This window comes from Pseudomonas sp. C7.1, assembly GCF_056312395.1.
This window is the reverse complement of record NZ_JBWDTL010000003.1, coordinates 1,294,695-1,319,488: the sequence shown is the minus strand read 5'-3', so window position 1 is coordinate 1,319,488 and position 24,794 is coordinate 1,294,695. Positions and strand designations below refer to the sequence as shown.

At 59.5% G+C, this 24,794-nt stretch carries 23 protein-coding genes and 1 pseudogene; 13 read left to right on the top strand and 11 right to left on the bottom strand.

Annotated features, from left to right (window positions below):
* Positions 1–63 precede the first annotated feature (63 nt).
* The gene (moaA, locus tag AC0T4W_RS09500) at positions 64–1,056 is read right to left on the bottom strand and encodes a GTP 3',8-cyclase MoaA (protein ID WP_476318767.1); all 993 of its coding nucleotides are present in this window, start codon (positions 1,054–1,056) and stop codon (positions 64–66) included.
* Between the two features lie 229 nt (positions 1,057–1,285).
* Here moaA and AC0T4W_RS09495 point away from each other — a divergent pair, with 229 nt between their 5' ends.
* Entirely contained in the window at positions 1,286–1,930 is a 645-nt protein-coding gene (locus AC0T4W_RS09495; protein WP_476318766.1) for a TetR/AcrR family transcriptional regulator, read from the top strand.
* 219 nt (positions 1,931–2,149) lie between these two features.
* Here the strand turns inward: AC0T4W_RS09495 and AC0T4W_RS09490 are convergent, their stop codons facing one another.
* On the bottom strand, positions 2,150–2,587 hold the full coding sequence (locus AC0T4W_RS09490) for a GlcG/HbpS family heme-binding protein (protein WP_476318765.1): 438 nt from the start codon (positions 2,585–2,587) through the stop codon (positions 2,150–2,152).
* Positions 2,588–2,924: 337 nt separating this feature from the next.
* On the opposite strand from AC0T4W_RS09490, the gene gcl reads away from it, so the two are divergent.
* The 7 genes and pseudogenes from gcl (at position 2,925) to AC0T4W_RS09455 (ending at position 10,824) form a co-directional block, all read left to right on the top strand.
* Positions 2,925–4,700 carry a glyoxylate carboligase gene (gene gcl, locus AC0T4W_RS09485; RefSeq protein WP_476318764.1) on the top strand — a complete coding sequence of 592 codons (1,776 nt, stop codon included), beginning with the start codon at positions 2,925–2,927 and terminating at the stop codon, positions 4,698–4,700.
* Between the two features lie 156 nt (positions 4,701–4,856).
* Complete coding sequence (gene hyi / locus AC0T4W_RS09480) at positions 4,857–5,639, top strand: hydroxypyruvate isomerase (RefSeq protein ID WP_476318763.1); 783 nt, start codon at positions 4,857–4,859, stop codon at positions 5,637–5,639.
* Between the two features lie 134 nt (positions 5,640–5,773).
* Positions 5,774–6,664 carry a 2-hydroxy-3-oxopropionate reductase gene (locus tag AC0T4W_RS09475; RefSeq protein ID WP_476318762.1) on the top strand — a complete coding sequence of 297 codons (891 nt, stop codon included), beginning with the start codon at positions 5,774–5,776 and terminating at the stop codon, positions 6,662–6,664.
* Between the two features lie 218 nt (positions 6,665–6,882).
* A complete protein-coding gene (locus tag AC0T4W_RS09470; RefSeq protein ID WP_476318761.1) occupies positions 6,883–8,169 on the top strand; it encodes a glycerate kinase type-2 family protein in 1,287 nt (428 codons plus the stop codon).
* Entirely contained in the window at positions 8,166–9,581 is a 1,416-nt protein-coding gene (gene pyk, locus AC0T4W_RS09465) for a pyruvate kinase (RefSeq protein WP_476318760.1), read from the top strand. The genes AC0T4W_RS09470 and pyk overlap by 4 nt, the downstream gene beginning before the upstream one ends.
* 122 nt (positions 9,582–9,703) lie before the next feature.
* Positions 9,704–9,812: pseudogene (locus AC0T4W_RS09460) on the top strand (urea transporter); the annotation flags it as partial.
* Positions 9,813–9,999: 187 nt separating this feature from the next.
* Entirely contained in the window at positions 10,000–10,824 is an 825-nt protein-coding gene (locus tag AC0T4W_RS09455) for an ion transporter (RefSeq protein WP_476318759.1), read from the top strand.
* A 27-nt stretch (positions 10,825–10,851) separates the two neighbouring features.
* On the opposite strand, the gene argR is transcribed toward AC0T4W_RS09455, so the two are convergent.
* The 7 genes from argR to acs form a co-directional block, all read right to left on the bottom strand.
* Complete coding sequence (gene argR, locus AC0T4W_RS09450; protein ID WP_476318758.1) at positions 10,852–11,832, bottom strand: transcriptional regulator ArgR; 981 nt, start codon at positions 11,830–11,832, stop codon at positions 10,852–10,854.
* Between the two features lie 67 nt (positions 11,833–11,899).
* Positions 11,900–12,664: an ABC transporter ATP-binding protein gene (locus tag AC0T4W_RS09445; RefSeq protein WP_476318757.1), complete on the bottom strand. Its 765-nt coding sequence runs from the start codon at positions 12,662–12,664 to the stop codon at positions 11,900–11,902.
* An 18-nt stretch (positions 12,665–12,682) separates the two neighbouring features.
* On the bottom strand, positions 12,683–13,795 hold the full coding sequence (locus tag AC0T4W_RS09440) for a succinylglutamate desuccinylase/aspartoacylase family protein (RefSeq protein WP_476318756.1): 1,113 nt from the start codon (positions 13,793–13,795) through the stop codon (positions 12,683–12,685).
* 10 nt (positions 13,796–13,805) lie between these two features.
* Positions 13,806–14,504 (bottom strand): ABC transporter permease, encoded by a 699-nt coding sequence (locus AC0T4W_RS09435; RefSeq protein WP_476318755.1) that lies wholly within the window; start codon positions 14,502–14,504, stop codon positions 13,806–13,808.
* 16 nt (positions 14,505–14,520) lie between these two features.
* Positions 14,521–15,210, bottom strand: coding sequence for an ABC transporter permease (locus AC0T4W_RS09430; RefSeq protein ID WP_476318754.1), 690 nt, complete (start codon positions 15,208–15,210; stop codon positions 14,521–14,523).
* A 117-nt stretch (positions 15,211–15,327) separates the two neighbouring features.
* Positions 15,328–16,107, bottom strand: coding sequence for an ABC transporter substrate-binding protein (locus AC0T4W_RS09425; RefSeq protein ID WP_476318753.1), 780 nt, complete (start codon positions 16,105–16,107; stop codon positions 15,328–15,330).
* A 540-nt stretch (positions 16,108–16,647) separates the two neighbouring features.
* Positions 16,648–18,603, bottom strand: a complete 1,956-nt coding sequence (gene acs, locus AC0T4W_RS09420) for an acetate--CoA ligase (protein WP_476318752.1) — start codon at positions 18,601–18,603, stop codon at positions 16,648–16,650.
* Positions 18,604–18,880: 277 nt separating this feature from the next.
* Here acs and AC0T4W_RS09415 point away from each other — a divergent pair, with 277 nt between their 5' ends.
* On the top strand, positions 18,881–19,834 hold the full coding sequence (locus AC0T4W_RS09415; RefSeq protein ID WP_476315460.1) for an IS1595 family transposase: 954 nt from the start codon (positions 18,881–18,883) through the stop codon (positions 19,832–19,834).
* Between the two features lie 125 nt (positions 19,835–19,959).
* Here AC0T4W_RS09415 and AC0T4W_RS09410 read toward each other — a convergent pair whose 3' ends face one another.
* Complete coding sequence (locus AC0T4W_RS09410) at positions 19,960–20,877, bottom strand: DUF4824 family protein (protein WP_476318751.1); 918 nt, start codon at positions 20,875–20,877, stop codon at positions 19,960–19,962.
* Positions 20,874–21,947, bottom strand: a complete 1,074-nt coding sequence (locus AC0T4W_RS09405; protein ID WP_476318750.1) for a DUF2157 domain-containing protein — start codon at positions 21,945–21,947, stop codon at positions 20,874–20,876. The genes AC0T4W_RS09410 and AC0T4W_RS09405 overlap by 4 nt, the downstream gene beginning before the upstream one ends.
* Before the next feature lie 186 nt (positions 21,948–22,133).
* On the opposite strand from AC0T4W_RS09405, the gene AC0T4W_RS09400 reads away from it, so the two are divergent.
* The 4 genes from AC0T4W_RS09400 (at position 22,134) to AC0T4W_RS09385 (ending at position 24,760) form a co-directional block, all read left to right on the top strand.
* Positions 22,134–22,691 carry a nucleoside deaminase gene (locus tag AC0T4W_RS09400; RefSeq protein WP_476318749.1) on the top strand — a complete coding sequence of 186 codons (558 nt, stop codon included), beginning with the start codon at positions 22,134–22,136 and terminating at the stop codon, positions 22,689–22,691.
* Positions 22,692–23,049: 358 nt separating this feature from the next.
* Positions 23,050–23,718: a CsgG/HfaB family protein gene (locus AC0T4W_RS09395; RefSeq protein ID WP_476318748.1), complete on the top strand. Its 669-nt coding sequence runs from the start codon at positions 23,050–23,052 to the stop codon at positions 23,716–23,718.
* Between the two features lie 17 nt (positions 23,719–23,735).
* Positions 23,736–24,092 (top strand): DUF4810 domain-containing protein, encoded by a 357-nt coding sequence (locus AC0T4W_RS09390; RefSeq protein WP_476318747.1) that lies wholly within the window; start codon positions 23,736–23,738, stop codon positions 24,090–24,092.
* Positions 24,093–24,097: 5 nt separating this feature from the next.
* Positions 24,098–24,760: a DUF799 domain-containing protein gene (locus AC0T4W_RS09385; protein WP_476318746.1), complete on the top strand. Its 663-nt coding sequence runs from the start codon at positions 24,098–24,100 to the stop codon at positions 24,758–24,760.
* Positions 24,761–24,794: the final 34 nt, after the last annotated feature.

Here is a 24,794-nt window from a genome sequence, read left to right as displayed (position 1 = left end):
CTGCTTAATTGTAAGAGTGGTACGAATGGAACCCGCCCAAGGCGGTGAGAAAGCGGCTAAGGGCTAGCCACCGGTCATGCTCATAAAGCGCACCACTTGCACCTGAGCATCGGTCTCGAAGTGATGACGCTCAGGCTTCAGTTGCAAGGCCTGCATCAAAGCTTCACTCAGGCGCTGGCTATCACCGGGGTGGGCACGCATCAGGCCTTTCAGATCCAGAGCATTTTCATGACCCAAGCAGAGCACCAGTTTGCCCTCGGCTGTGACCCGCACGCGGTTGCAGTCGCCGCAGAAGTTGTGGCTGTGCGGTGAGATAAAACCGACCTGGGTGTCGCTGCCGACCACCTGCCAGTAGCGTGAAGGCCCACCAGTCAGCTTGCTGCTGCGCACCAGGGCATAGCGCTGCTCAATACGCTCGCGCACCTCGTCACTGGAACAGAAGGTCTGCTCGCGCTGGTGGCTTGAAATACTGCCCAGTGGCATTTCTTCGATAAAGCTGATGTCCAGGCCACGCGCCATGGCGAACTCGACCAGGTCGAGCACTTCGTCATCGTTGCGGCCTTTCTGCACCACGGCATTGAGTTTGATCTTGCGAAAACCGGCGGCGCGCGCCACCTCGATGCCTTCCAGTACCTGGTCAAGCTTGTCGCGCCGGGTAAAGGCAGCAAAGCGTTCACGTTGCAGGGAATCCAGGCTGACATTCAGGCGCTTGACCCCCGCTGCGCGTAGTTGCGGCGCCAGCTCGGCCAGCTGTGAGCCATTGGTGGTGATGGCCAGGTCTTCCAGCTCCGGGCGCTGGCCCAGGCGGGCCAGCAGGCTGAGCAGGTTCTTGCGCACCAGCGGTTCGCCACCGGTGATGCGGATGCGTTTGACCCCCAGGCCGATAAAGGCGTCCGCCACCGCATAGAGTTCCTCAAGGCTGAGGATCTGCTCGCGCGGAGCGAACACCATGTCCTCACTCATGCAGTAGGTGCAGCGAAAATCACAGCGATCGGTAACCGATAACCGTAGATAGGTGATACGCCGACCGAAGGGGTCAACCAGCTGATTACTCACTACCTGTCTCCTAGAACTCAACGAGCCGAGACTTTTGTTATGGATGCATGTGTTATGAATGCATAGGGCGAGATAAAAACAGAAAAATCAAATTTTGTATACAACAACCTGACCCGCAAGTCAGATAGTCCGCCAGAGCCCAGGCCACAAGCCTTGAGCGCCGCGCAAAGCCGGTGCTACCATCCCGGCGCTGCCCAGCGACGGGCGTTCGACAGAAGCAACGAGGCTTATGACCAGTATTCGCGAGCGTAACAGAGAGCTGATTTTACGCGCAGCCAGTGAAGAGTTCGCCGACAAAGGCTTTGCTGCCAGCAAAACCAGCGATATCGCCGCCAAGGCCGGGGTGCCCAAGCCCAACGTTTACTACTACTTCAAGTCGAAAGAAAACCTCTACCGCGAAGTGCTGGAAAGCATTATCGAACCGCTGCTGGAAGCCTCCGCGCCGTTCAACCAACCCGGCAAGCCCGCCGACGTGCTGCGTGCTTATATTCGCTCGAAGATCCGCATCTCCCGCGAACTGCCCTTTGCCTCCAAGGTGTTTGCCAGCGAAATCATGCACGGAGCGCCGCACCTATCCGCCGACCAGACCGCGCTGCTGAATGCCCAGGCCAAGCACAATATTTCCTGCATCCAAGGCTGGATTGATCAGGGCCTGATGGCCAATGTTGACCCGCACCACCTACTGTTCAGCATCTGGGCCGCAACCCAGACCTACGCCGACTTCGACTGGCAGATTTCCACCGTCACCGGCAAAGCCAACCTGGATGAAGCCGACTACGAAGCCGCCGCACAAACCATCATCCGCCTGGTGATCAAGGGCTGTGAAATTGACGAAAGCCAGCCTGCCACCTCCGAGCGGGTAACCCGCGCCTGAAGCGACGATGCAACGCCAACCCCTAGGATGGCGTTGAGCGTAGCGATACCCATCAAGCGATTTCTGCTCGTACTCTCCGGCATGGCGACTGTCGATGATGGGTTACAGCACCTTTGTTCTGCTAATAGCAGGTCAATTCGCGGACGCCTAACCTATCCTACGGTCTTGATCCTTGAGCACCCTGTTTGCTGCGCGACAAGGCTTCGGTATCCGCCGCCCCTACGCCACTCCCGCATCCGCCAGCAGCCCCAGCGACTGCACTGCACTGACCGCGCACTGCTCATCGATATCCGAGGTGTCACCGGTGATGCCCACAGCACCGATCACTTCGCCGCGCTCATCACGAATCAACACACCACCCGGTGCCGGCACCAACTGACCATCGGCCAGGTTGTTGACCGCACCGATAAACGCCGGGCGCTGCTGGGCATCGGCGGCGATCAAACGGGAACCCTTGCCCAGTGCTAGTGCGCCCCAGGCCTTGCCGATGGCGATTTTCGGGCGCAGCAGGCTGGCGCCGTCTTCACGCTGCAGACTGATCAGATGCCCACCGGCATCCAGCACGGCCACGGTCAGCGGTGCTGCAGAGATTTCCCGGCCGACAGCCAGGGCGCGATTACTGATGGTGGTGGCGATTTGTAGATTCAACGTACTCATGTTGGGTCTTCCTCGATGCTGATAAATCCTACGAAACACCCGGAACCACAGCGCCTACAGGGCGATTGACAGCGGCCGGGCAATCCAAAGCTCAGCGCCACTATCCCACCAGAAACAAAAAACTCAATAGCCGAATACAATACAAGTAGTATTTGTATACAGTACATCGACTTATTTTCTACATAAAATCAATAGAGCCGGCTAAAACAGTTGTTTTAAAAGATTTTTGCCAGACAGCGCCTCGAGAACAAAACTTATTGACCGCAAGGTCAAGTTATGAATAGAATCCATGACAGATGTTTTGTATACAATCTGATAACAAATGAGGCACAAGATAATGGCCAAAATGAGAGCAATCGAGGCCGCCGTACTGGTGATGCGCCGCGAAGGCGTTGACACTGCGTTCGGCATCCCCGGCGCTGCCATCAACCCGCTGTATGCAGCACTGCAAAAAGTCGGCGGTATCGACCACGTCCTGGCTCGCCACGTCGAAGGTGCCTCGCACATGGCTGAGGGTTACACCCGCACCAATGCCGGCAATATCGGCGTGTGCATCGGCACCTCCGGCCCTGCCGGCACCGACATGGTCACCGGCCTGTACTCGGCATCGGCCGACTCCATCCCGATTCTGTGCATCACCGGCCAAGCGCCGCGTGCCCGCATGCACAAGGAAGACTTCCAGGCCGTCGACATCACCAGCATCGTTAAGCCTGTGACCAAGTGGGCGACCACGGTAATGGAGCCGGGCCAGGTGCCACGCGCCTTCCAGAAAGCTTTCTATGAAATGCGCAGCGGCCGCCCCGGCCCGGTGCTGATCGACCTGCCGTTCGACGTGCAGATGGCCGAGATCGAATTCGACATCGACGCCTACCAGCCGCTGCCACTGGCCAAACCCACGACCAACCGGGTGCAGGCTGAAAAAGCCCTGACCATGTTGAATGACGCCGAGCGTCCGCTGCTGGTTGCTGGCGGCGGTATCTTCAACGCCGACGCAGCCGACAAGCTGGTCGAGTTCGCTGAACTGACCGGCGTACCGGTAATCCCGACCCTGATGGGCTGGGGCGCGATCCCCGACGATCACCCGCTGATGGTCGGCATGGTCGGCCTGCAGACTTCGCACCGCTACGGCAACGCCACCCTGCTGGAATCCGATCTGGTATTCGGCATCGGTAACCGTTGGGCCAACCGCCACACCGGCAGCATCGATGTGTACACCGAAGGCCGCAAGTTCATCCACGTCGACATCGAACCGACGCAGATTGGCCGCGTATTCAACCCGGACCTGGGCATCGTTTCCGATGCTGGCGCCGCTCTGGACGCCTTTATCGAAGTGGCCCGCGAGTGGAAAACCGCTGGCAAGTTGAAAGATCGCAGCGCCTGGGTCGACTCCTGCCGCGAGCGCAAGCGCACCCTGCAGCGCAAAACCCACTTCGATAACGTGCCGGTCAAGCCGCAGCGCGTCTACGAAGAGATGAACGAGTTCTTCGGCAAGGACACCTGCTACGTCAGCACCATCGGTCTTTCGCAGATCGCCGGCGCGCAGTTCCTCCACGTCTACAAGCCGCGCCACTGGATCAACTGTGGCCAGGCCGGCCCGCTCGGCTGGACCATCCCGGCAGCCCTGGGTGTGGTCAAGGCTGATCCAACCCGCAAGGTCGTGGCGCTGTCGGGCGACTACGACTTCCAGTTCATGATCGAAGAACTGGCCGTGGGCGCGCAGTTCAACCTGCCTTACATCCACGTGGTGGTGAACAACTCCTACCTGGGCCTGATCCGCCAGGCGCAACGCGGTTTCGAGATGGACTACTGCGTGCAGTTGGCCTTCGAGAACATCAACGCACCGGAGATCAACGGTTACGGCGTCGATCACGTTGCCGTAGTGGAAGGCCTGGGTTGCAAGGCCGTGCGCGTATTCGAGCCGAACGACATCCAGGCTGCACTGGCCAAGGCCAAGGCGCTGATGGAGGAGTTCCGCGTACCGGTGGTGGTGGAAATCATCTTGGAGCGTGTCACCAACATCTCCATGGGTGTGGAAATCAACGCGGTCAACGAGTTCGAAAAACTCGCCGAACGCGGCGCCGACGCCCCGACTGCGATCTCGCTGCTGGATTGATGCGCCTCGCTCCCCTCTCCCTCTCCCTCTCCCTCTGGGAGAGGGACCGGGGGTGAGGGCTGTGTGCTGCACACGGTCTTTCCTTGACCCAACTACCGCTCCCCTCACCCCAACCCTCTCCCGAGGGGAGAGGGAGCTAGATCAGAGGAGGCTTATATGCCCCGTTTTGCCGCCAACCTGTCCATGCTGTTCACCGAAGTGGACTTTCTGGACCGTTTCGACGCCGCCGCAGCCGCAGGCTTCAGCGGTGTCGAATACCTGTTCCCCTATGACTTCGCTGCCGAAGAAATCAAAGCGCGCCTGGATGACAACACGCTTGAGCAGGTGCTGTTCAACCTGCCAGCCGGCGACTGGGCCAAGGGCGAGCGCGGTATCGCCTGCCACCCCGACCGCGTAGAAGAATTTCGCGCCGGGGTGGACCAGGCCATCGCCTACGCCAAGGTACTGGGCAACCAGCAGATCAACTGCCTGGCCGGTGTCCGTCCACAGGGTTATGACTGCGCCACCATTGAGGCGACTTTCGTCGACAACCTCAAGTTTGCCGCCGAAAAGCTGCAAGCCGCGGGCATCAAGCTGGTCATGGAAATGATCAACACCCGCGACATTCCAGGCTTCTACCTGAACACCACGAAGCAGGCGCTGGCCATTCGCGACAAGGTCGCAAGCCCCAACCTGTTCCTGCAATACGACATCTACCACATGCAAATCATGGAAGGTGACCTGGCGCGCACCGTCGAGGCCAACCTGGCCGTGATCAACCATGTGCAGTTGGCCGACAACCCGGGCCGCAACGAGCCGGGCACGGGCGAGATCAACTACCGCTTCCTCTTCGAGCACCTGGACCGCATCGGTTACCAGGGCTGGATCGGCTGTGAATACAAGCCTGCTACCACCACCGCTGCCGGCCTCGGCTGGATGAAAGCACATAACGCAATCTGACCTGTAACGCCCCTCTCACGCAGATGCGAGAGGGTCACCCGTAGGATGGGTGGAGCGAAGCGATACCCATCGGGACCAGTGATGGGTATCGCAGGCCCACGCCATCCTACGCAACTCTTTAGGAGAGCACTCTCATGGCTAAAATCGGATTTATCGGCACCGGCATCATGGGCAAGCCCATGGCGCAGAACCTGCAAAAAGCTGGGCACACCCTGTTTTTCTCCGAGCACTTCGACAAGGCCCCGGCCGACCTGCTGGGCGACAACGGCATCGGCCTGGCCAACCCGCGCGAAGTGGCGCAGGAAGCCGAATTCATCATCATCATGGTGCCGGACACCCCACAGGTTGAAGACGTACTGTTCCGCAAGGACGGCGTTGCCGAAGGCGTGGGCGCCGGCAAGGTGGTGATCGATATGAGCTCGATCTCCCCTACCGCCACCAAGGTGTTCGCAGAGAAGATCAAGGCCACTGGCGCTGCCTACCTGGACGCGCCGGTCTCCGGTGGTGAAGTCGGTGCCAAGGCTGCCACCCTGTCGATCATGATCGGCGGTTGCCCGAATGCCTTCGAACGCGCACTGCCGCTGCTGCAGGCCATGGGCAAGAACATCACCCGCGTCGGCGGCAACGGTGACGGTCAGACCGCCAAGGTCGCCAACCAGATAATCGTTGCCCTGAACATTCAGGCAGTAGCCGAGGCCCTGCTGTTCGCCGCCAAGAACGGTGCCGATCCTGCCAAGGTGCGTGAAGCGCTGATGGGCGGTTTCGCCGGCTCGAAGATTCTTGAAGTGCACGGTGAGCGCATGATCAAGGGCACCTTCGACCCAGGCTTCCGCATCAGCCTGCACCAGAAGGACCTTAACCTGGCCCTCGCTGGCGCCAAGGAGCTGGGCCTTAACCTGCCCAACACCGCCAACGCCCAGCAAGTGTTCAGCACCTGTGCGGCCATCGGTGGCAGCAACTGGGACCACTCGGCGTTGATCAAAGGCCTGGAACATATGGCCAACTTCAACATCCGTGGTGAGTAAGCAGCACCGTAGGATGGGTGGAGCGTAGCGATACCCATCGCGTGAGATATCGACCCCTGATGGGTATCGCAAGCTCAACACATCCTACACAACCCTTTCGATCTGCCCGGCAGGCGGTGTCACGGCCTGCCGGCCGGGTGGGTCGATTCTAGTGCGCAGCGGCCTTGAACGAGGCCGCTGCGCACTAGAATCACAGTTGAACAACCAGAGAGATCGCCATGTCCATCGATCCGTCTTTCAATCCAACGTCTCTGCTGCGCGAGCTGTTCGCCAGCGCCATCGACGCCGCCCACCCGCGCCAAGTGCTGGCCGACTACCTGCCGAACGACCGCAGCGGGCGCGTTATCGTCATCGGCGCCGGCAAAGCCGCCGCGGCCATGGCCGAAGTGATCGAGCGGGAGTGGCAAGGCGAGGTCTCCGGTCTAGTGGTCACCCGTTACGGGCACGGGGCCAACTGTAAAAAGATCGAAGTGGTAGAAGCTGCCCACCCGGTGCCGGATGACGCCGGTGAGCGCGTGGCGCGCCGCGTGCTGGAGTTGGTCAGCAACCTAAGCGAAGCGGATAAGGTGATCTTTCTGCTGTCCGGCGGCGGCTCGTCCCTGCTGGCCCTGCCGGCTGAGGGCATCTCGCTCTCCGACAAGCAGGCAGTGAACAAGGCGCTGCTTAAATCCGGCGCGACCATCGGCGAGATGAACTGCGTGCGCAAGCACCTCTCGGCGATCAAGGGCGGGCGCCTGGCCAAGGCCAGCTGGCCGGCCAGCGTCTACACCTACGCGATTTCCGATGTACCGGGCGATGAAGCCACGGTGATTGCCTCCGGCCCCACCGTGGCCGACCCGACCACCTCGGCCGAAGCCCTGGCCATTCTCGCCCGCTATCAAATAGAGATCCCGGCCAACGTACGCGCCTGGCTGCAGAACCCGGCCTCGGAAACCGTCAAACCCGGCGACCCGTGTCTGGCCCGCAGTCATTTCCAGCTGATCGCCCGCCCGCAACAATCGCTGGATGCTGCCGCGGCCAAGGTGCGCGAAGCCGGGCTGGGCGTGCTGATCCTCGGCGACCTGGAAGGCGAATCCCGCGAGGTGGCCAAGGTTCACGCCGGTATCGCCAAGCAAGTCGTCCTGCACGGCCAACCACTGAAAGCACCCTGCGTGATTCTCTCCGGTGGCGAAACCACGGTGACCGTGCACGGCAATGGCCGTGGCGGGCGCAACGCCGAGTTTCTGCTGAGCCTCACCGACAGCCTCAAGGGCTTGCCAGGGGTGTACGCCCTGGCCGGTGACACCGACGGCATCGACGGTTCGGAAGACAACGCCGGGGCCCTGATGACACCGGACAGCTACGCCCGCGCCGCCGCGCTGGGGCTAAGCAGCAGCGATGAGCTGGATAACAATAACGGCTACGGCTACTTCGCCGCCCTCGATCAGCTGATCGTCACTGGGCCGACGCGTACCAACGTCAACGATTTTCGCGCCATTCTGATCCTCGAAGGTTCTGCCCAATGAATGCCAACAAGAAAGTAAAAATCCTCGCCACCCTTGGCCCAGCAATCAAAACCATCGACGAAATCCGTCAGTTGGTGGAGGCCGGGGTCAATCTGTTCCGCCTCAACTTCAGCCACGGCGAACACGCCGACCATGCTCAGCGTTACAACTGGGTGCGTGAAGTCGAGCAGCAGCTGAACACCCCAATCGGCATCCTCATGGACCTGCAAGGGCCGAAGTTGCGCGTGGGTAAATTTGCCGACGGCAAGGTCATGCTGGAGCGCGGCCAGAGCCTGCGCCTGGATCTAGACAGCACCCCAGGCGACGTTAACCGGGTCAACCTGCCGCACCCGGAAATCATCGAGGCGCTGCAACCGGGCATGAGCCTGCTGCTGGACGATGGCCGTCTGCGCCTGCAGGTCACCGCCAAGCACAGCGATGCGGTGATTACAGAAGTGATCGCCGGTGGCGAGCTGTCTGATCGCAAGGGCGTCAACGTGCCGGAAGCGGTGCTGCAGCTCTCCCCGCTGACCGAGAAGGACCGCCGCGACCTGAGCTTCGGCCTGGAGCTGGGCGTGGACTGGGTCGCACTGTCGTTCGTGCAGCGCCCCGAGGACATTATCGAAGCCCGCCAGCTGATCGGTGATCGCGCATTTCTCATGGCCAAGATCGAGAAACCCTCTGCCGTGACTCACCTGGAAGCAATCACCAAGCTGTGCGACGCGATTATGGTTGCCCGTGGCGACCTGGGCGTGGAAGTGCCGGCGGAAAACGTGCCGCGCATCCAGAAGGATATTATCCGCACCTGCCGCCAGTTCGGTAAGCCGGTGGTGGTGGCCACCCAGATGCTCGAATCCATGCGTTTCTCCCCGGCACCGACCCGCGCCGAAGTTACCGACGTGGCCAACGCCGTGGCGGAAGGCGCCGATGCCGTGATGCTGTCTGCCGAAACCGCCTCCGGCGACTACCCGCTGGAGGCCGTACAGATGATGAGCAAAATCATTCGCCAGGTGGAAAGCGGCCCGGACTTCCAGGCCCAGCTCGACGTCAGCCGCCCCGAGGCCGAGGCCACCGCATCGGATGCGATCAGTTGCGCGATCCGCCGCATCAGCAGCATCCTGCCGGTGGCCGTGCTGGTCAACTACACCGAGTCGGGCAACTCCAGCCTGCGCGCCTCGCGCGAGCGGCCGAAAGCGCCGATCTTGAGCCTGACCCCGAGCCTGGATACCGCGCGCCGGCTGAGCGTGGCCTGGGGCGTGTACTCGGTGGTCAACGAACGCCTGCACAAGGTTGAAGAAGTCACCCGCACTGCCCTGGAAATTGCCCAGGCGCAAGGCATGGCCAAGGCCGGCGACACCCTGGTGATTACCGCAGGCGAGCCGTTCGGCCAACCGGGCAGCACCAACAGCCTGCGTATCGAAATCCTCCACTGATGAACGCTGCAAGCTTTACGTAGGGTGGGTTAGCGGCGCAGAACTGCGTTACCCAAGTCGGCTACAACGAAGGAGCGCCGCGTAACCCACCGTTTTTTCCGTCCGCCTGGCAGATCGTCTGCATGTCGCCATTACCTGTCTTGCAAGGCTCTCGCGCGCTGCTCAACGGCTTTAGCCAGATCTTTCTGCAAGCCCATCCCGGCTTCGGCTTGCTGGTGCTGTTGGCGATAGCCATGCCGTTTATCCTCACCTGCTGGCTGATCAGCGCCACCCAGCGTTTGCTGCGCAAAGCTGCAGCCGACTGCACACCGCTACCGCCCAATAAAGGTAAAGGCTTGCATCGTCAGGACAAAACTCCCTAGGCTGCCTGCCTGTTCGCACGATCAGCGAGCACCGCATACGGAGCAGTCAGACCACCATGGACACGCGGCAAAACCTGTACAGCATCATCTTCCACACCGACACCCCAGCCGGGCAACGTTTCGACCGTTACCTGCTACTGGCCATCATGGCCAGTCTGGTGGTGGTGATGCTCGACAGCATCGACAGCATTCATAGCCAGTACGCACCGCTGCTGGCCGGTATTGAATGGGGCTTTACCGCGCTGTTCGCCGTTGAATATGTGGTGCGCTTGTACTGCTCGCCAAAACCGCTGCGCTACGCTTTCAGCTTCTTTGGCCTGATCGACTTGCTGGCGATCTTGCCGGGCATCCTCGCCCTGTTCTTCGCCGATGCGCAGTACCTGCTGATCATCCGGGTGATCCGCATGCTGCGGGTGTTCCGCGTGCTCAAGCTCAGCCCCTATCTGCGCCAGGCCAACTTTCTGCTGACCGCGCTGCGCGGCAGCAAGCAGAAAATCATCGTGTTCTTTGCTTGTATCGCCACCATGGTTACCGTATTCGGCACACTGATGTACGTGATCGAAGGCCCAGCGCACGGCTTTACCAGCATCCCCAAAGGTATCTACTGGGCGGTGGTTACTCTCACCACCGTCGGCTTCGGCGATATCGTCCCGAAAACCCCACTGGGCCAGGCACTCTCGACCCTGGTGATGATCGCCGGTTACTCGATCATCGCCGTGCCCACCGGCATTTTCACCGCCGAACTGGCCAACGCTATGCGTGGCGGTGATCAATTGATTCACGACTGCCCAAGCTGCGCCAAAAGCACCCACGAACACGGCGCCGCCTTCTGCACCCGTTGTGGTAACCCGCTGTTTCCACGGCAAGTCGATAAAAGCTAAGTATTTTTTATATGCGCGAGATTAGTTTCAGCCGCGTTCGATGGGCGTCGAGGTCAACTCAAACGGGCTGTTGCTGCGCCGTTGGTTGCGGTCTTCGCGCGGGGTGGCGCCGAAGAAGTTGCGGTAGGCGCTGGAGAAGTGTGGACCGGAGGAAAAACCGCAGGACAGGCCGATTTGGATAATCGACTTGCTGGTTTGCATCAGCAGCTGGCGGGCTTTGTTCAGGCGCAGTTCCAGGTAGTACTGGCTGGGCACGCGGTTGAGGTATTGCTTGAAGATGCGTTCCAGCTGACGGCGTGACACGCACACATGCTGGGCAATTTCGTCGGTGGTCAGTGGCTCTTCGATATTGGCTTCCATCAGCAGCACGGCCTGGGTCAGCTTGGGGTGGCTGGAGCCCAGACGGTTCTGCAACGGAATGCGCTGACGCTCGCCGCCTTCGCGGATGCGCTCGACTACCAATTCTTCTGACACCGCACCGGCCAGCTCGGCGCCGTGGTCACGGGCGAGCAAGGCCAGCAGCAGATCGAGCACCGCCATACCGCCACAGGCGCTCAGTCGATCACGGTCCCAGTCGAACAAATGGCTGGTGGCAATCACCTTGGGGAAGCGCTCAGTAAAGTCATCCTGCCAGCGCCAATGCACCGAAGCGCGGTAGCCATCAAGCAGGCCAAGTTGCGCCAACGGATAAACCCCTGCGGCAATCGCGCCGATCACGCAGCCGCCACGTACCAGTTGCTTGAGCGCGCCGGAGAGCGCGGCAGGCATCGGCCCTGGTGGCTCGTCGGCAAGCAGGAAGAGCTTCTGGCAGCCGTCCAGCTTGCCAACCCAGGATTCGCCCGGCAGCCGCCATGCGCCTTCAATCGGTGCCTCGGCTTGCAAAAACACCAGCTCGTAGACCACCTCCGGGTGAACGCGCTGAGCAACGCGCAGCGCTTCTTCTGCCAAGGCCAGGGTCAGGGGCTTGGTGGTGGGCCAAAGCAGGAAGCCAATTCGGTGGGCATTCATGGGGGGCAGTTTAGGCTCTGTTGGCGATTGTGGGCATAGCGCGGGTGCGTGCAGATGTTGCCGCGGGTTATTTGAGACTGCCAGAGAGGAACTGCTGCAAACGTTCGGATTGCGGATTAGCCAACACTTCTCTCGGGCAACCGCGCTCTTCCACCACACCTTTGTGGAGGAACACCAGCTGGTTGGACACCTCACGGGCAAAGCCCATTTCGTGGGTGACCACGACCATGGTGCGGCCTTCCTGGGCCAGGTCCTGCATGACTTTCAGCACTTCGCCGACCAGCTCCGGGTCCAGCGCCGAGGTGGGTTCGTCAAACAGCATCACTTCCGGCTCCATGGCCAGGGCACGGGCAATCGCCACACGCTGCTGTTCACCGCCAGACATATGCGCAGGGTAAGCGTCCTTGCGATGGGCCACGCCGACCTTGTTCAGGTAGTGCTCGGCCTTTTCCAGGGCGTCCTTCTTACTCATGCCGAGCACATGCACGGGCGCTTCCATGACGTTTTCCAGGGCGCTCATATGCGACCACAGGTTAAAGTGCTGAAACACCATGGCCAGGCGCGAGCGCATGCGCTGCAACTGTTTGGGCTCGGCGGCCTTGAGCGCGCCGTCCTTATTGGCCACCAGCTTCAGCTCCTCGCCGTTGAGCAGGATCTTGCCGCCGTGGGGCTGCTCGAGCATGTTGATGCAACGCAGAAAGGTACTCTTGCCCGAGCCGCTGGAGCCGATGATGCTGATCACATCACCGGCCTTCGCCGCCAGTGACACGCCCTTCAATACTTCATGGCTGCCGTAGCGCTTGTGCAGATCCTGAACTTCAAGTTTGTACATGGTTTCCACTCTCTTGAATCAGTCGCTGAGCAAGCGACCCTGGCGAATAGGGGTACAACCGGCCACTTTTGCCAGCCATAAACCGGGCTGAGCAAAACGCAACCGCTCGCGCGCATAGAGCACACCATCTGTAGCGGCACAGACAGTTGTGTGGCGATCATCCAGAGGATCGATCACTTCAAACAATGGGTCGCCGGCCAACACCCGCGCGCCCACCGGTTGCAGAAAACTCACCACCCCAGCATGCGGGGCATAGGCGTACTGAGCGCCGCTAAACGGCGTGGCGTCGCAGCTTGTAGCGGGCGCTGGTGGCCAGTCACCGGCAATCAGGCCCTGCTCGGCGAGGAATGCCAGAATGCGTTCGGCACTGGCCTCGGCCTCGGGTTTGCCGGTATCGGCCATGCCGCCCAACTCGACTGTTACCGCCAGACAAGCCAGCGGCACAGCGGCCTGCGGAAATTGCCGGGCCAGATGCACCCAGGGCAAGGCGCAGGCTTCATCGAAGGAGCTGCCACCGGAATCCTCGACGGTCAGCGCTGCACCTGCCTGCAAACGTGCGGCCAGCGAACGCAACTGCGGCCACTGTTGCGGCAGCAGGTAAAGGTGCACCGCCGCATCAAAATCACAATGCAGATCAAGCACCACATCGGCATCGCATGCATGCTTGAGCAGCAGGCGCTGCATACCTTGCAGCTCCGAGCCGGCTGGCGGCAAGGCTTCCAGCGCGGCCTGCATGGCCGCGCGAATCAGCCGCACATTGTTCGGGCCGTCACTGCCCAGGCAATCTTCCAGCGCCGGTGCAATAGCGGCGGCCAGATCAAAGAAGTCGCGGTTGAAGTTCTTCCCGCTACCCAGCTCGAAGCGGCCTTGATGAGCCGCCTGGAACATCTGCCCCAGGCCAACCGGGTTGGCTACCGGCACCAGTTCGATCACCCCAGTCAGACGCCCTTGAGCCTCCAACTGACGCAAACGGCGCTTGAGTTCCACCGCCACGCGCATTCCTGGCAGCTCATCGGCATGCAAGGATGCCTGGATATAGGCCTTGCACGGGCCATGGCCGAAACGGAACACGCTCAAACGGCGTTCGGTTCCGGGGCAGCCCCAGGGCAGTGGGTGATCAATACGCTGCATGCTTTATTCCTCAGGCCTTACGCGGGGCCAAGTAAGCCAGCCAGCGGCGTTCGGCCAGCTTGAACAGGCGCACGAGGATAAAGGTCAAGCACAGGTAGAACAGGCCGGCAGTGATAAACGCCTCGAAGGGCAGGTAGTACTGCGAGCTGACGGTACGCGCCGCGCCGGTGATGTCGATCAGCGTCACAATCGAAGCCAGCGAGGTGGTGTGCAGCATCATGATCACTTCGTTGCTGTACTGCGGCAGTGCGCGGCGCAACGCCGACGGCAGCAGGATGCGCCGGTACAGTTTGAAGCGCGACATGCCCATGGCCTTGGCAGCTTCGATCTCGCCATGGGGCGTGGACTTCAGGCTGCCGGCAAGGATTTCCGCGCTATAAGCGCTGGTGTTGATGGCAAACGCCAGGCAGGCACAGAAGGTAGCGCTGGAGAAATACGGCCAGAGGAAACTCTCACGCACCGCCTCGAACTGGGCCAGGCCGTAATAAATGAGGAACAGCTGCACCAGCATCGGCGTGCCGCGAATCACGTAGGTGTAGAGCCAAGCCGGGAAGTTGACCAGAGCCGACTTGGAGACGCGCATCAAGCCCAGGGGAATGGCCAGGGCCAGACCACATGCCAGGGAGATCAGCAGAATTTTCAGGGTGACCAGTACACCGCCAAAGTACAGCGGCAGGTTTTCCAGGATTACGTTGTAGTCAAAGATCATTGTTGCGCTCCCCCGCCTACAGATCAGCGGCTTTAATGCCGACCGAGTAACGTTTTTCCAGGTAACGCAAAGCCAGCAGCGACACGCTGGTCAGCACCAGATACAGGGCCGCAACGGCCAGGTAGAAGGTGAATGGCTCGCGGGTGGCATCGGCGGCACTTTTCGCCTTGAACATCATGTCCTGCAGGCCAACCACGGAAATCAGCGCGGTGGCCTTGGTCAGTACCAGCCAATTGTTGGTAAACCCAGGAATGGCGAAGCGAATCATCTGCGGCACCAGGATGCGGAAAAACACCTGCATGCCACTCATACCATACGCCGCACCCGCCTCAGCCTGCCCCTTGGGGATGGCCATGAAGGCGCCGCGAAAGGTCTCCGACAGGTAAGCACCAAAGATAAAGCCCATGGTGAACACCCCGGCAATAAAGGGGTTGATATCGATGTAGTCGTCGTAGCCGAGCAGCGGCGCCATACGGTTTACCAGGTCCTGACCGCCGTAGAAGATCAGCAGGATCAGCACCAGATCAGGAATCCCGCGGATCACCGTGGCGTAGGTTTCACCCAGCAGCGCCAGCCACTTGATGGGTGACAAGCGAAACGCGGCACCTAGCAAACCCAACACGATGGCCACTGCCATCGACGTTAGCGCCAGAATCAGGGTGAGCCAGGCACCCTCCAGAATGGTCGAGCCGTAGCCGTTGAGCATGCTCTGCTTACCTCATGCAAACGCCGGGCGGCGCCTGGGAGTACTACGAAAAAGTGGCGCAAGCTCAGTTATAGCCAGCCTGCGCCACTTTCAGTGAAAGCGACTGAGCGAACTCAATCAGTCGCCGTAGACGTTGAAGTCGAAGTACTTGTCCTGCAGTTCCTTGTACTTGCCGTTGGCGCGGATGGCATCAATGGCGTTGCTGATCTTGTCCGCCAGTTCCTTGTCGCCTTTACGCACGGCGATACCGGCGCCATAGCCGTAGTACTTCTCTTGGGTAAAGTCCGGGCCTACCAGGGCGAAGTCTTTACCGGCGTCAGTCTTGAGGAAGCCTTCGTCGATATTGACCACGTCGGCCAGGGTAGCGTCTACACGGCCGGAAGCCAGATCGAGGAAAGCTTCGTTCTGCGAGCTGTAACGCACGACTTCAACGCCAGCTGGCTCGAACTCATCGGTGGCATGACGATCGTAGATAGACGAGCGCTGCACACCGACTTTCTTGCCCTTGAGGTCGACCAGCGGATCGTTGATCACGGTGCCGGCCTTCATCGCCAGCTTGCCGGGGGTGTGGTAGTACTTCTTGGAGAAGTCGACCGATTTCAAGCGGTCTTCGGTAATGCTCATGGACGACAGCACAGCGTCGAACTTGCGCACCTTCAGGGCCGGGATCAGGCCGTCGAACTCCTGCTCGATCCATTTGCATTCCACTTTCATCTCTTCGCACAGAGCGACACCGATGTCGTAGTCAAAACCGCTGATGGCACCTTCAGGAGTTTTGAAGGCGAACGGTGGGTAAGCTGCTTCGATACCGATACGCAGAGGCTTGGCCTCTTCAGCCATAGCCAGCGGCGACAGCATGGATAGCGCCAGTGCGCCGAGAAGTGCAATCTTCTTCATTTTGTGACTCCTTCGAATGGGAATGGCCTGAGAGGGTACAGCGCTGCGGCAGAGATTGTTCAGGTATGCATCCAGCCTTGCATGAATTGTAGTGAGTCGCCACCAAGCTGCGCGCTGTGCACAAGCAGGACGGCCCCAGCCGGGTGAGCGGCATTCTAGCGACAGCTCGAAAGTCGATATTTCTTCAATGCGACAAGTAATTACAAAAGGCCAGGACGGCTATAGCGAGGATATTGACAGTCCCTGGAATTTATGCAGAGACAGAAAAGACAGTTAACCATTGATTAAAGCAATTAACGCGCCCAGTTTTAATCAAGTCTTTGTTTTCGGGACCTGGCGGCGGTTTTTATTTTTACAGCAACATCGAACGATGCATCATCTTGGCGCGGAACGTTCCCGCACACCCCATAAAAGTGCGCGTTGTTACGCTCAAGTGACAAGCAAATACCCAGATGAAAATCGATAACAGCGCACAAAGCACAACGCCCTGCCCGGCTTGTGGCCGAAACAGGGCGTTGCTTACAGGCGTTTCAAGCGAAGTCAGGCAGCCTGCATCTGGCGGTGGGTGTCGATAAGGTGCTGCACCACACCAGGATCGGCCAGCGTGGAGATGTCGCCGAGCGCATCGTATTCGGCGGTGGCGATCTTGCGCAGGATACGGCGCATGATCTTGCCCGAGCGGGTTTTGGGCAGACCTGGGGCCCACTGAATCACGTCCGGTGAGGCAATCGGACCGATTTCCTTGCGCACCCAGTTTTTCAACTCCTGGCGCAACTGCTCAGAAGGCTGCTCGCCACCATTCAAGGTGACGTAGACATAAATGCCCTGCCCTTTGATGTCGTGCGGCACGCCAACCACAGCGGCCTCAGCGACTTTCGGGTGAGCAACCATGGCGCTTTCGATTTCAGCGGTACCCATGCGATGGCCAGAGACGTTGAGCACGTCGTCTACACGACCGGTGATCCAGTAGTAACCATCCTCGTCGCGGCGTGCGCCGTCGCCAGTGAAGTACATGCCCTTGAAGGTCTTGAAGTAGGTGTCGACAAAGCGGTCGTGATCGCCGTACAGCGTACGCGCCTGACCCGGCCAGGAATCGATAATCACCAGGTTGCCTTCGGCAGCACCATCAATCAGGTTACCTAGGTTATCCACCAGCGCTGGCTGCACGCCGAAGAACGGACGGGTCGCCGAGCCAGGTTTAAGTGCGGTTGCACCCGGCAGCGGGCTGATCAGGATGCCACCGGTTTCGGTCTGCCACCAGGTATCAACAATCGGGCAACGCTCTTTGCCGACAGTCTTGTAGTACCAGTTCCAGGCCTCCGGATTGATCGGCTCACCGACCGAGCCAAGCAGGCGCAGACTGGAGCCATCAGCACCGGCAACCGCCGCCTCGCCTTGAGCCATCATCGCGCGGATCGCAGTAGGTGCGGTGTAGAGGATATTGACCTTGTGCTTGTCGATAATCTTCGACACACGGGTGATGTCCGGGTAGTTCGGGATACCTTCAAACAGCAGCGTGGTCGCGCCATTGGCCAGCGGGCCGTAGACGATATAGCTGTGGCCGGTGACCCAGCCGACATCGGCGGTGCACCAGTAGACATCACCCGGCTTGTAGTCGAACACCCGCTCATGGGTCAGCGCGGCATACACCAGATAGCCGCCGGTGGTGTGCTGCACGCCTTTCGGCTTACCGGTGGAGCCCGAGGTGTAGAGGATAAAAAGCGCTTCCTCGGCACCCATTTCCTTCGGTGCGCAGACGCTACCGGCCACGGCCATCAGGTCTTCGTACCAGATGTCGCGATGCTGGTTCCACTTGATCGGGCTGCCGGTGCGCTTGCACACAATAACCTTCTGGATGCTCGCGGTTTCCGGGTTGGTCAGGGCGTCGTCGACGTTGGCTTTTAGCGGGGTTTTCTTGCCGCCGCGCAGGCCTTCATCGGCGGTGATCACCACCTTGGATTGGCAATCGATAATCCGCCCGGCCAGCGCTTCCGGGGAGAAGCCGCCGAACACCACCGAGTGGATCGCGCCGATACGGGTACAGGCCAGCATCGCCACCACCGCCTGGGGAATCATCGGCATGTAGATGGTCACTACATCGCCACGGTGCACATCCTGGCCACGCAAGGCGTTGGCGAACTTGCAGACCTGCTCGTGCAGCTGGCGGTAGGTGATTTCCTCGTGCTCGGACGGGTCATCGCCTTCCCAGATGATCGCCACCTGATCGCCACGCTCTTCCAGGTGACGGTCCAGGCAGTTGTAGGAAACGTTAAGGGTGCCGTCGGCAAACCATTTGATATCGACGTGGTGATCGTCGAAGGAGGTTTGCTTGACCTTGGTGAACGGCTTGATCCAGTCCAGGCGCTGAGCCTGCTCACGCCAGAAACCGTCAGGGTTGATCACCGACTGCTGGTACATGGCTTTATAGGTGGCTTCATCAGTCAGCGACTGGGCCGCCGCCTCCGGACGCACGGGATACAAGGACGCAGCACTCATCAGAAACACCTCGGTGGGTAGTTGTTGTTCTATGGCCCATTTTGTAGCCAGGACCCCACCTTTGAGCCATTCGACCATGGTCTTAACGCTCTACGACCATGGTTGCAGACGTTTTCTCAGGACGAAAAAATTACCGGGAGCAATTTTTAACGTCGCGAAGCGACGGGCCGCAGGGTGGCGACCAGGGATAGCACGCCAATAAAAAAGGCTATGTCTAAGTTAACTGTTGCGATGGTCTAAACTGAGTTGTGATGTCTCCGAATGCGAGGGATTGATCATGAAAGCGATTCAGTTTTCACGGTGGGTAGCCCAGCTGCCCACCCTAACGCCAGAGCAGCGTCGTCAGTTGAGCACCAGCCTTTCACATACCGGCGTGCTTACGCAGGACGTAATCAAAGCCCCCAGCCACTGCCCACATTGCCAGTCCAAAGAACTGCGCCCGTGGGGCACCAGTGGCGACCTGCCTCGGTATCGCTGCAAAGCGTGTGGCAAAACCAGTAATGCTCTGACGGGCACTCCTATGGCGCGATTGAGAAAGCGTCATCTGTGGCAAGACTATGCCGAGGCGTTGACCCAAAGCCTGAGCGTACGCAAGGCCGCAATCCATTGTGGCGTCAGCAAGAACACGGCTTTCCTGTGGCGGCACCGGTTTCTCTCTCGAATTGCTGATCACCAGGCCCGGCATGCATCGGGCATTGTCGAGGCGGATGAGACCTTCTTCCTGGAGTCCTTCAAGGGCCAGAGAGAGCTGCCCCGCCCACCTCGTAAGCGCGGTGGAAGTGCCAAGCGGCGCGGGTTGTCTGCCGAGCAGATCCCAGTGTTGGTGGTGAGAGATCGTAGTGGCCAGCAGGCTGACTTCAAGCTGGAAAAGCTTGATGCACGCCACGTCGGGGAGCGACTGCGCCCGCTGATAGACGCGGACGCGATTCTTTGCACCGACAGCGCAGGTGTCTATGCCCACTTTGCCAAAGCAGAGGGCATTACTCATCGACCGATAAACCCGAGTCAGAAACGCCGAGTTGATGGCGCTTTCCACATCCAGAACGTGAACGCCTACGATAGTCGGCTCAAGAGCTGGATGATTCCTTTTCATGGTGTGGCCACCAAATACCTGACGAATTATTTAGGCTGGCGGCGCCTGCTTGAACGCTACAAAACGCAGCTCAACCCGTTGATTTGCTTGGGTGAGTCGCTGGGATATAGGGCCACGCAACAGTTAACTCAGACATAGCCATAAAAAAAGCGGTCATCTGACCGCCTGCCCAAATCATTCCAGGGAGAGGAATGGAGAAACGCTTGCACCCAAACCACGCAGGATTGGAACGCCGCCACTTTCACCCAGCACGCCGCGCCGAGCTATTGCACCTTGGTCGCAGGCTGCGCTGCGCTCACTTCTCTGGCGCTTAAATCAATAAACCAGGGTTCCAAGCGCCGGCCGAATGCAACTTCAGCGTTAAACAGCTTCTGATAACTCGGGTAATCAACACCGAGCTCCTCGCCGTGCTGCGGCAGGCTGGCGAACGTCGCATGCCAGCGCTGTGGTAGGTTGAGGCTCTGCACCCCTGGGGTATCGGCAGAGCCGCCGAGTTGCCAGGTCCAGCGCTGGTTGTCGGGGCGCGGGTCATCGTCCTCGCCCTTCCAATCAGTCGCTACACTGCTGGCCTGCACCTCGATAATGCTGCGCACAATGGCGTACCGCGTACGATCAGGGTAACGCGCACGCAGCGCCTGCTGATCAAGCCCGACATCGACCACCAGCAAGCGACTGGCACGCCGTTGCTCGTAATCCAGTGCATTGGCGGCATGCTGAGCCGCCTCTCGCAGCTCTTTGCTGTCCGGCACGGATTTGTGCAAACGCAGCGCCTCGGCATGGGCGGCAACCAGCAGCGCGACTTCACGCTGATAGGCCGGGCCATTGAGCTCCAACACCAGCAGCGCATCACGGTCCAGCTGACGGCGGTAGCGCCGTACTGTCTGCTCGTTCAGCTCTGTGGGCACCTGGAAGCCCAATTCGACCATCTTCTCAGCACTGATCGACAGGTAGTAATGGTCATCATCCGCCTGGCTTGGCCAGCGATAATCCAGGCGCAGCGCCAGGCTGCTGTTGTCCTTGCGCCAATAGGCGTAGGTAGCGGCCAGCTCGCGTTCGGACAGTTGTAGATGGCTTTCCTCTGGCGACTGGCGATTCCAGGCCACACCCGCCAGGACGACGGCGTTAACCAGGCCAATCAACACCAGACCGGCGATTAGATAACGCGGGCGAATGCTGTTCATTGTGCACCTCCCAGCAAGCCATGGCGGCTACGCAGACGCCGTAACACCAGCAAAATCAGCACCGCACTCAGGCCCAGCACCAGGAAGAACAGGTACTTGGGCATGCTCTCCCACCACCAGTCGAACAGCTTGGTGTAGAGAAAGATCACAAAGAAGCTCAGCCCGGTATTCACCACATCCGGCCACTCACGGCGTACACCGAGCCAGATCACCAACGCCGCCAGCACGAAGCCCAGCAGCTGATACGCGTTTTCGATATAGCTGGCGGGATAGTCGAAATAGCTGCCCTCCCCCCAATGCGCCAACAGCAGCACCGGCAGAAACAGCGCCAGCAGCGCGAACACCCGGTAGATCACGGTAAAGCCGTCGTAGCGGCGCTGATCAATCACTAACGGCACCGCGAAGATCAGTAAAGCTCCCGGAATAAAGTTCTCCGGACGCTGACCAAAGCCCAGCCAATAGATGCCATTCCAGACACCGACACGGGCGGCGATAAACGCCAGCAGACAGATAATCCCCGCCGCCAGCAGCAACCTCGCGCCACAAGCATAGGCCAGTAACAGCGCATACGCGGTCCAGGGCAGCAGCGCCTTGTCTGATGGGGTGATATTGAAGATCTGCCCGAGCATGACGATGTTCAGCACAAAGCAGGTAAAGGCCACCAGAGCCGCCAACTTGCTGAAATAGCCCGAGCTATCGAGGCGCTGCACCCACAGCGTCAAGCCGAACGAGGCGATGCTCGCCGTCAGCAGAATCGCCACCTGGCTCTGCGTGCCGAACAAACCCCAGAACTGATAGAACAGAAAAAACACACTGGCCGCCAACGCCAGCGCGCCGAGAAACGAGGCGATACGCATGCCCAGCGACAGCTGACGGGCCTGGGTATCGTGATCGATATCAAAAGCCGCCAGGTAGCTGTTGAGCAATTGCTGCTGGTAGCCGTGCAGACTGCTGCGCTGCTCGTCACTCAGGCGCAGCACTTGCTCGGCCTCAAGGCGCGCTAATTCACGGTTGAATACGCTGATCTCATCGGCACGTTGCTGGGCATCACTGCGGTTTATAGTTGGCATGGCAATCCTTGCTGTCGCTCCATCAGGTCATTGGCTAATTCAGCACACTCTAGCGCTAAAGTTTCGGTTGTGGGCTGACCCAGTAGAGGGTTTGTAACCGCGAGCAGCGCTCACGGCTAAAGCCCCTCCTGCATACAACACGCTCATGACTAAACTGCTCCTCAGCATCCAACCCACGGAAGACCGATGAATAGCGCCCATGCCGACCTGCTGCAACACGCGCCGCACAGCCAAAAACCGGCCGACATCTGGGCCAGGCTTTGCTGTGAACAGGCGCTGTTGGCGGTGGAACAAGGCTGTTATGGCGTAGGGGCTGTGCTGGTTAAGCAAAACCAGGAGCTGCTGTGCAGCGCCCGCAATCAGGTATTTGTCGATGGACACTACAACAGCGCCGCTCACGCCGAAATGCTACTCCTCGATCAACTGGAAACTGAGTACCCAGAGCAGGACCGCAGCGCTCTCACCCTGTACGTCAGCCTGCAACCTTGCCTGATGTGCTACGGCCGTATTCTGCTGGCAGGTATTACCCGCGTGCGCTTTCTGGCCCAAGACAAACCAGGCGGCTTTAACGGCAAACACCTGCCTGCAGCCTGGGCCGAACTGGCCGCACATACCTCGGTATACCAGGCAGATGTGGACCACTACTGGATCAAGCTGGCTGAGCAGGCGATCAACCAACTGCAGGATCGCCAAGCATTACGCAAGCGCGTGGTTGCTGCCTGGCGTGGGGCGCCTGAAACCTAGGTTTGCCATTAACACCCGCGAGACTCCATGCGTGTGCTCCTGCCTCCGCAATCTGATGCTCCAGATGCGGATATATCGGCTGGACATTGGAGCGATCACGCAGCACAGCACGCTGCCATTGCACGCATAGCATCAAATAGCCAGTACATCTGGCAAACCATTCTGATGCCGATTAGAATCGCCGCCGCAGGACGCATCCTCCCCCACCTTCTGGACTTACCGTCATGGATAGACTTATGCCGTTATTCGCGTTCAGCACATGCAGCAGCAAGCGCCCCCAGCGTTAGCACCTTGTGAAAACCCTGACGGCTCCGACCCGGTCTTGCTTTCCCCTGTCTATTAATCCAATGAGATTCGTATGAACAAAATCATCACTGCCAGCCTCGCAGGCTTGCTTGTACTGCTTAGCGGCTGCGCCACTGAACAATCGCGCACCCTGGAAGTTGCAAAAGTCACCACTGCCAGCAGTCACTACAGTGGCCCACGCAGCCCGATTGCCGTGGGCAAGTTTGATAATCGCTCCAGCTATATGCGCGGCATCTTCACTGACAATGTCGACCGTCTCGGCGGGCAGGCTAAAACTATTCTGATCACCCATTTGCAACAGTCCAATCGTTTCAATGTGCTTGACCGCGACAACCTGGCCGAACTGCAACAGGAATCAGGCTTTTCCAAACAGGCTCAACAGGTGCGCGGAGCAAACTTTGTCGTCACCGGCGATGTCACCGAATTCGGCCGTAAAGAAGTAGGCGACCACCAGTTGTTTGGCATTCTCGGACGCGGCAAACAGCAGATTGCCTACGCCAAGGTCAACCTGAATATTGTCGATGTACAGACATCCGAAGTGGTCTATTCCGCCCAGGGCGCGGGCGAGTACAGCCTGTCCAACCGCGAGATCGTCGGTTTCGGCGGCACTGCCAGCTATGACTCGACACTCAACGGCAAGGTACTGGATCTGGCGATTCGCGAAGCCGTGAACAACCTGGTCAATGGTGTCGATAGCGGCGCTTGGCGCCCAGCCAAGTGAACATGGAGAAACCGACCATGAACTTCACTCGCCCCATACTTTTTCTCGCGGCCTCAATGGCCGCAGCCACTCTGAGTGGCTGTGTGACGCAGCCGCAGCCACTTTATTATTGGGATGGCTATCAGCAACAGGTTTACCAGCGTTTCGAGAGCACCAGCAGCGCTCAAGAGCAGATTGCCGCCCTTGAAGCAAGCCTGCAAAAGGCACGGGCCGCAGATCGTGCGCTACCACCTGGCTTCCACGCCCATCTGGGCATGCTGTATGCGGAAATCGGCAAAGCCGATCAGGTACGCCAGCAATTCGAGACCGAGAAAACCCTGTTCCCCGAGTCCGCCCAGTACATGGACTTCCTGATGCGTAAATTTGCCAAGTGATCAGCATGCCCTTTCTAAACCCACTTAAAGCGCTCGCAGCGCTGGCGCTATCCATGCTGCTGAGCGGCTGCGTCACCCAGCAGCCTTACGATTACAGCGCCTTCAAAGAGAGCAACCCGGCCTCTATCCTGGTTCTGCCGCCCGTCAACAAGTCGCCTGATGTCAAAGCGTCTTACAGCGTTTACTCGCATATCACCCTGCCACTGAGTGAGGCTGGCTATTACGTACTGCCTGTTGCTGTGGTCGATGAAACCTTCAAGCAGAATGGCCTGATGAATGCGGATGAAATCCGCGAGGTTTCGCCGCAGAAACTTCACGAGATTTTTGCCGCGGATACCGTGCTGTATATCGACGTCACCGAATACGGCAGCAGCTACATGATCATCAGCAGCGAGGTTGCGGTCGCGGTCACCGCAACACTGGTTGATTTGCGCAGCGGTAAAGAGCTTTGGAAGGGCGTCGCGCGCGCCAGCACCGCCGAGCAGCAACAGAACAGCGGCGGCGGATTGGCGGGCATTTTGATCACTGCCCTGGTCAACCAAGTGGTGAATACCTTGAGTGATCGCGGCCATGAAATCGCCGGTATAGCCAGTCACCGTTTACTCTCGAGCAACCCGGTGAATGGCATTCTGCCTGGGCCAAGAGCACGGCCGACAACACCTCGCTAAAGCAACAACATGCCAAGCGCAGCCCCTGGCTGCG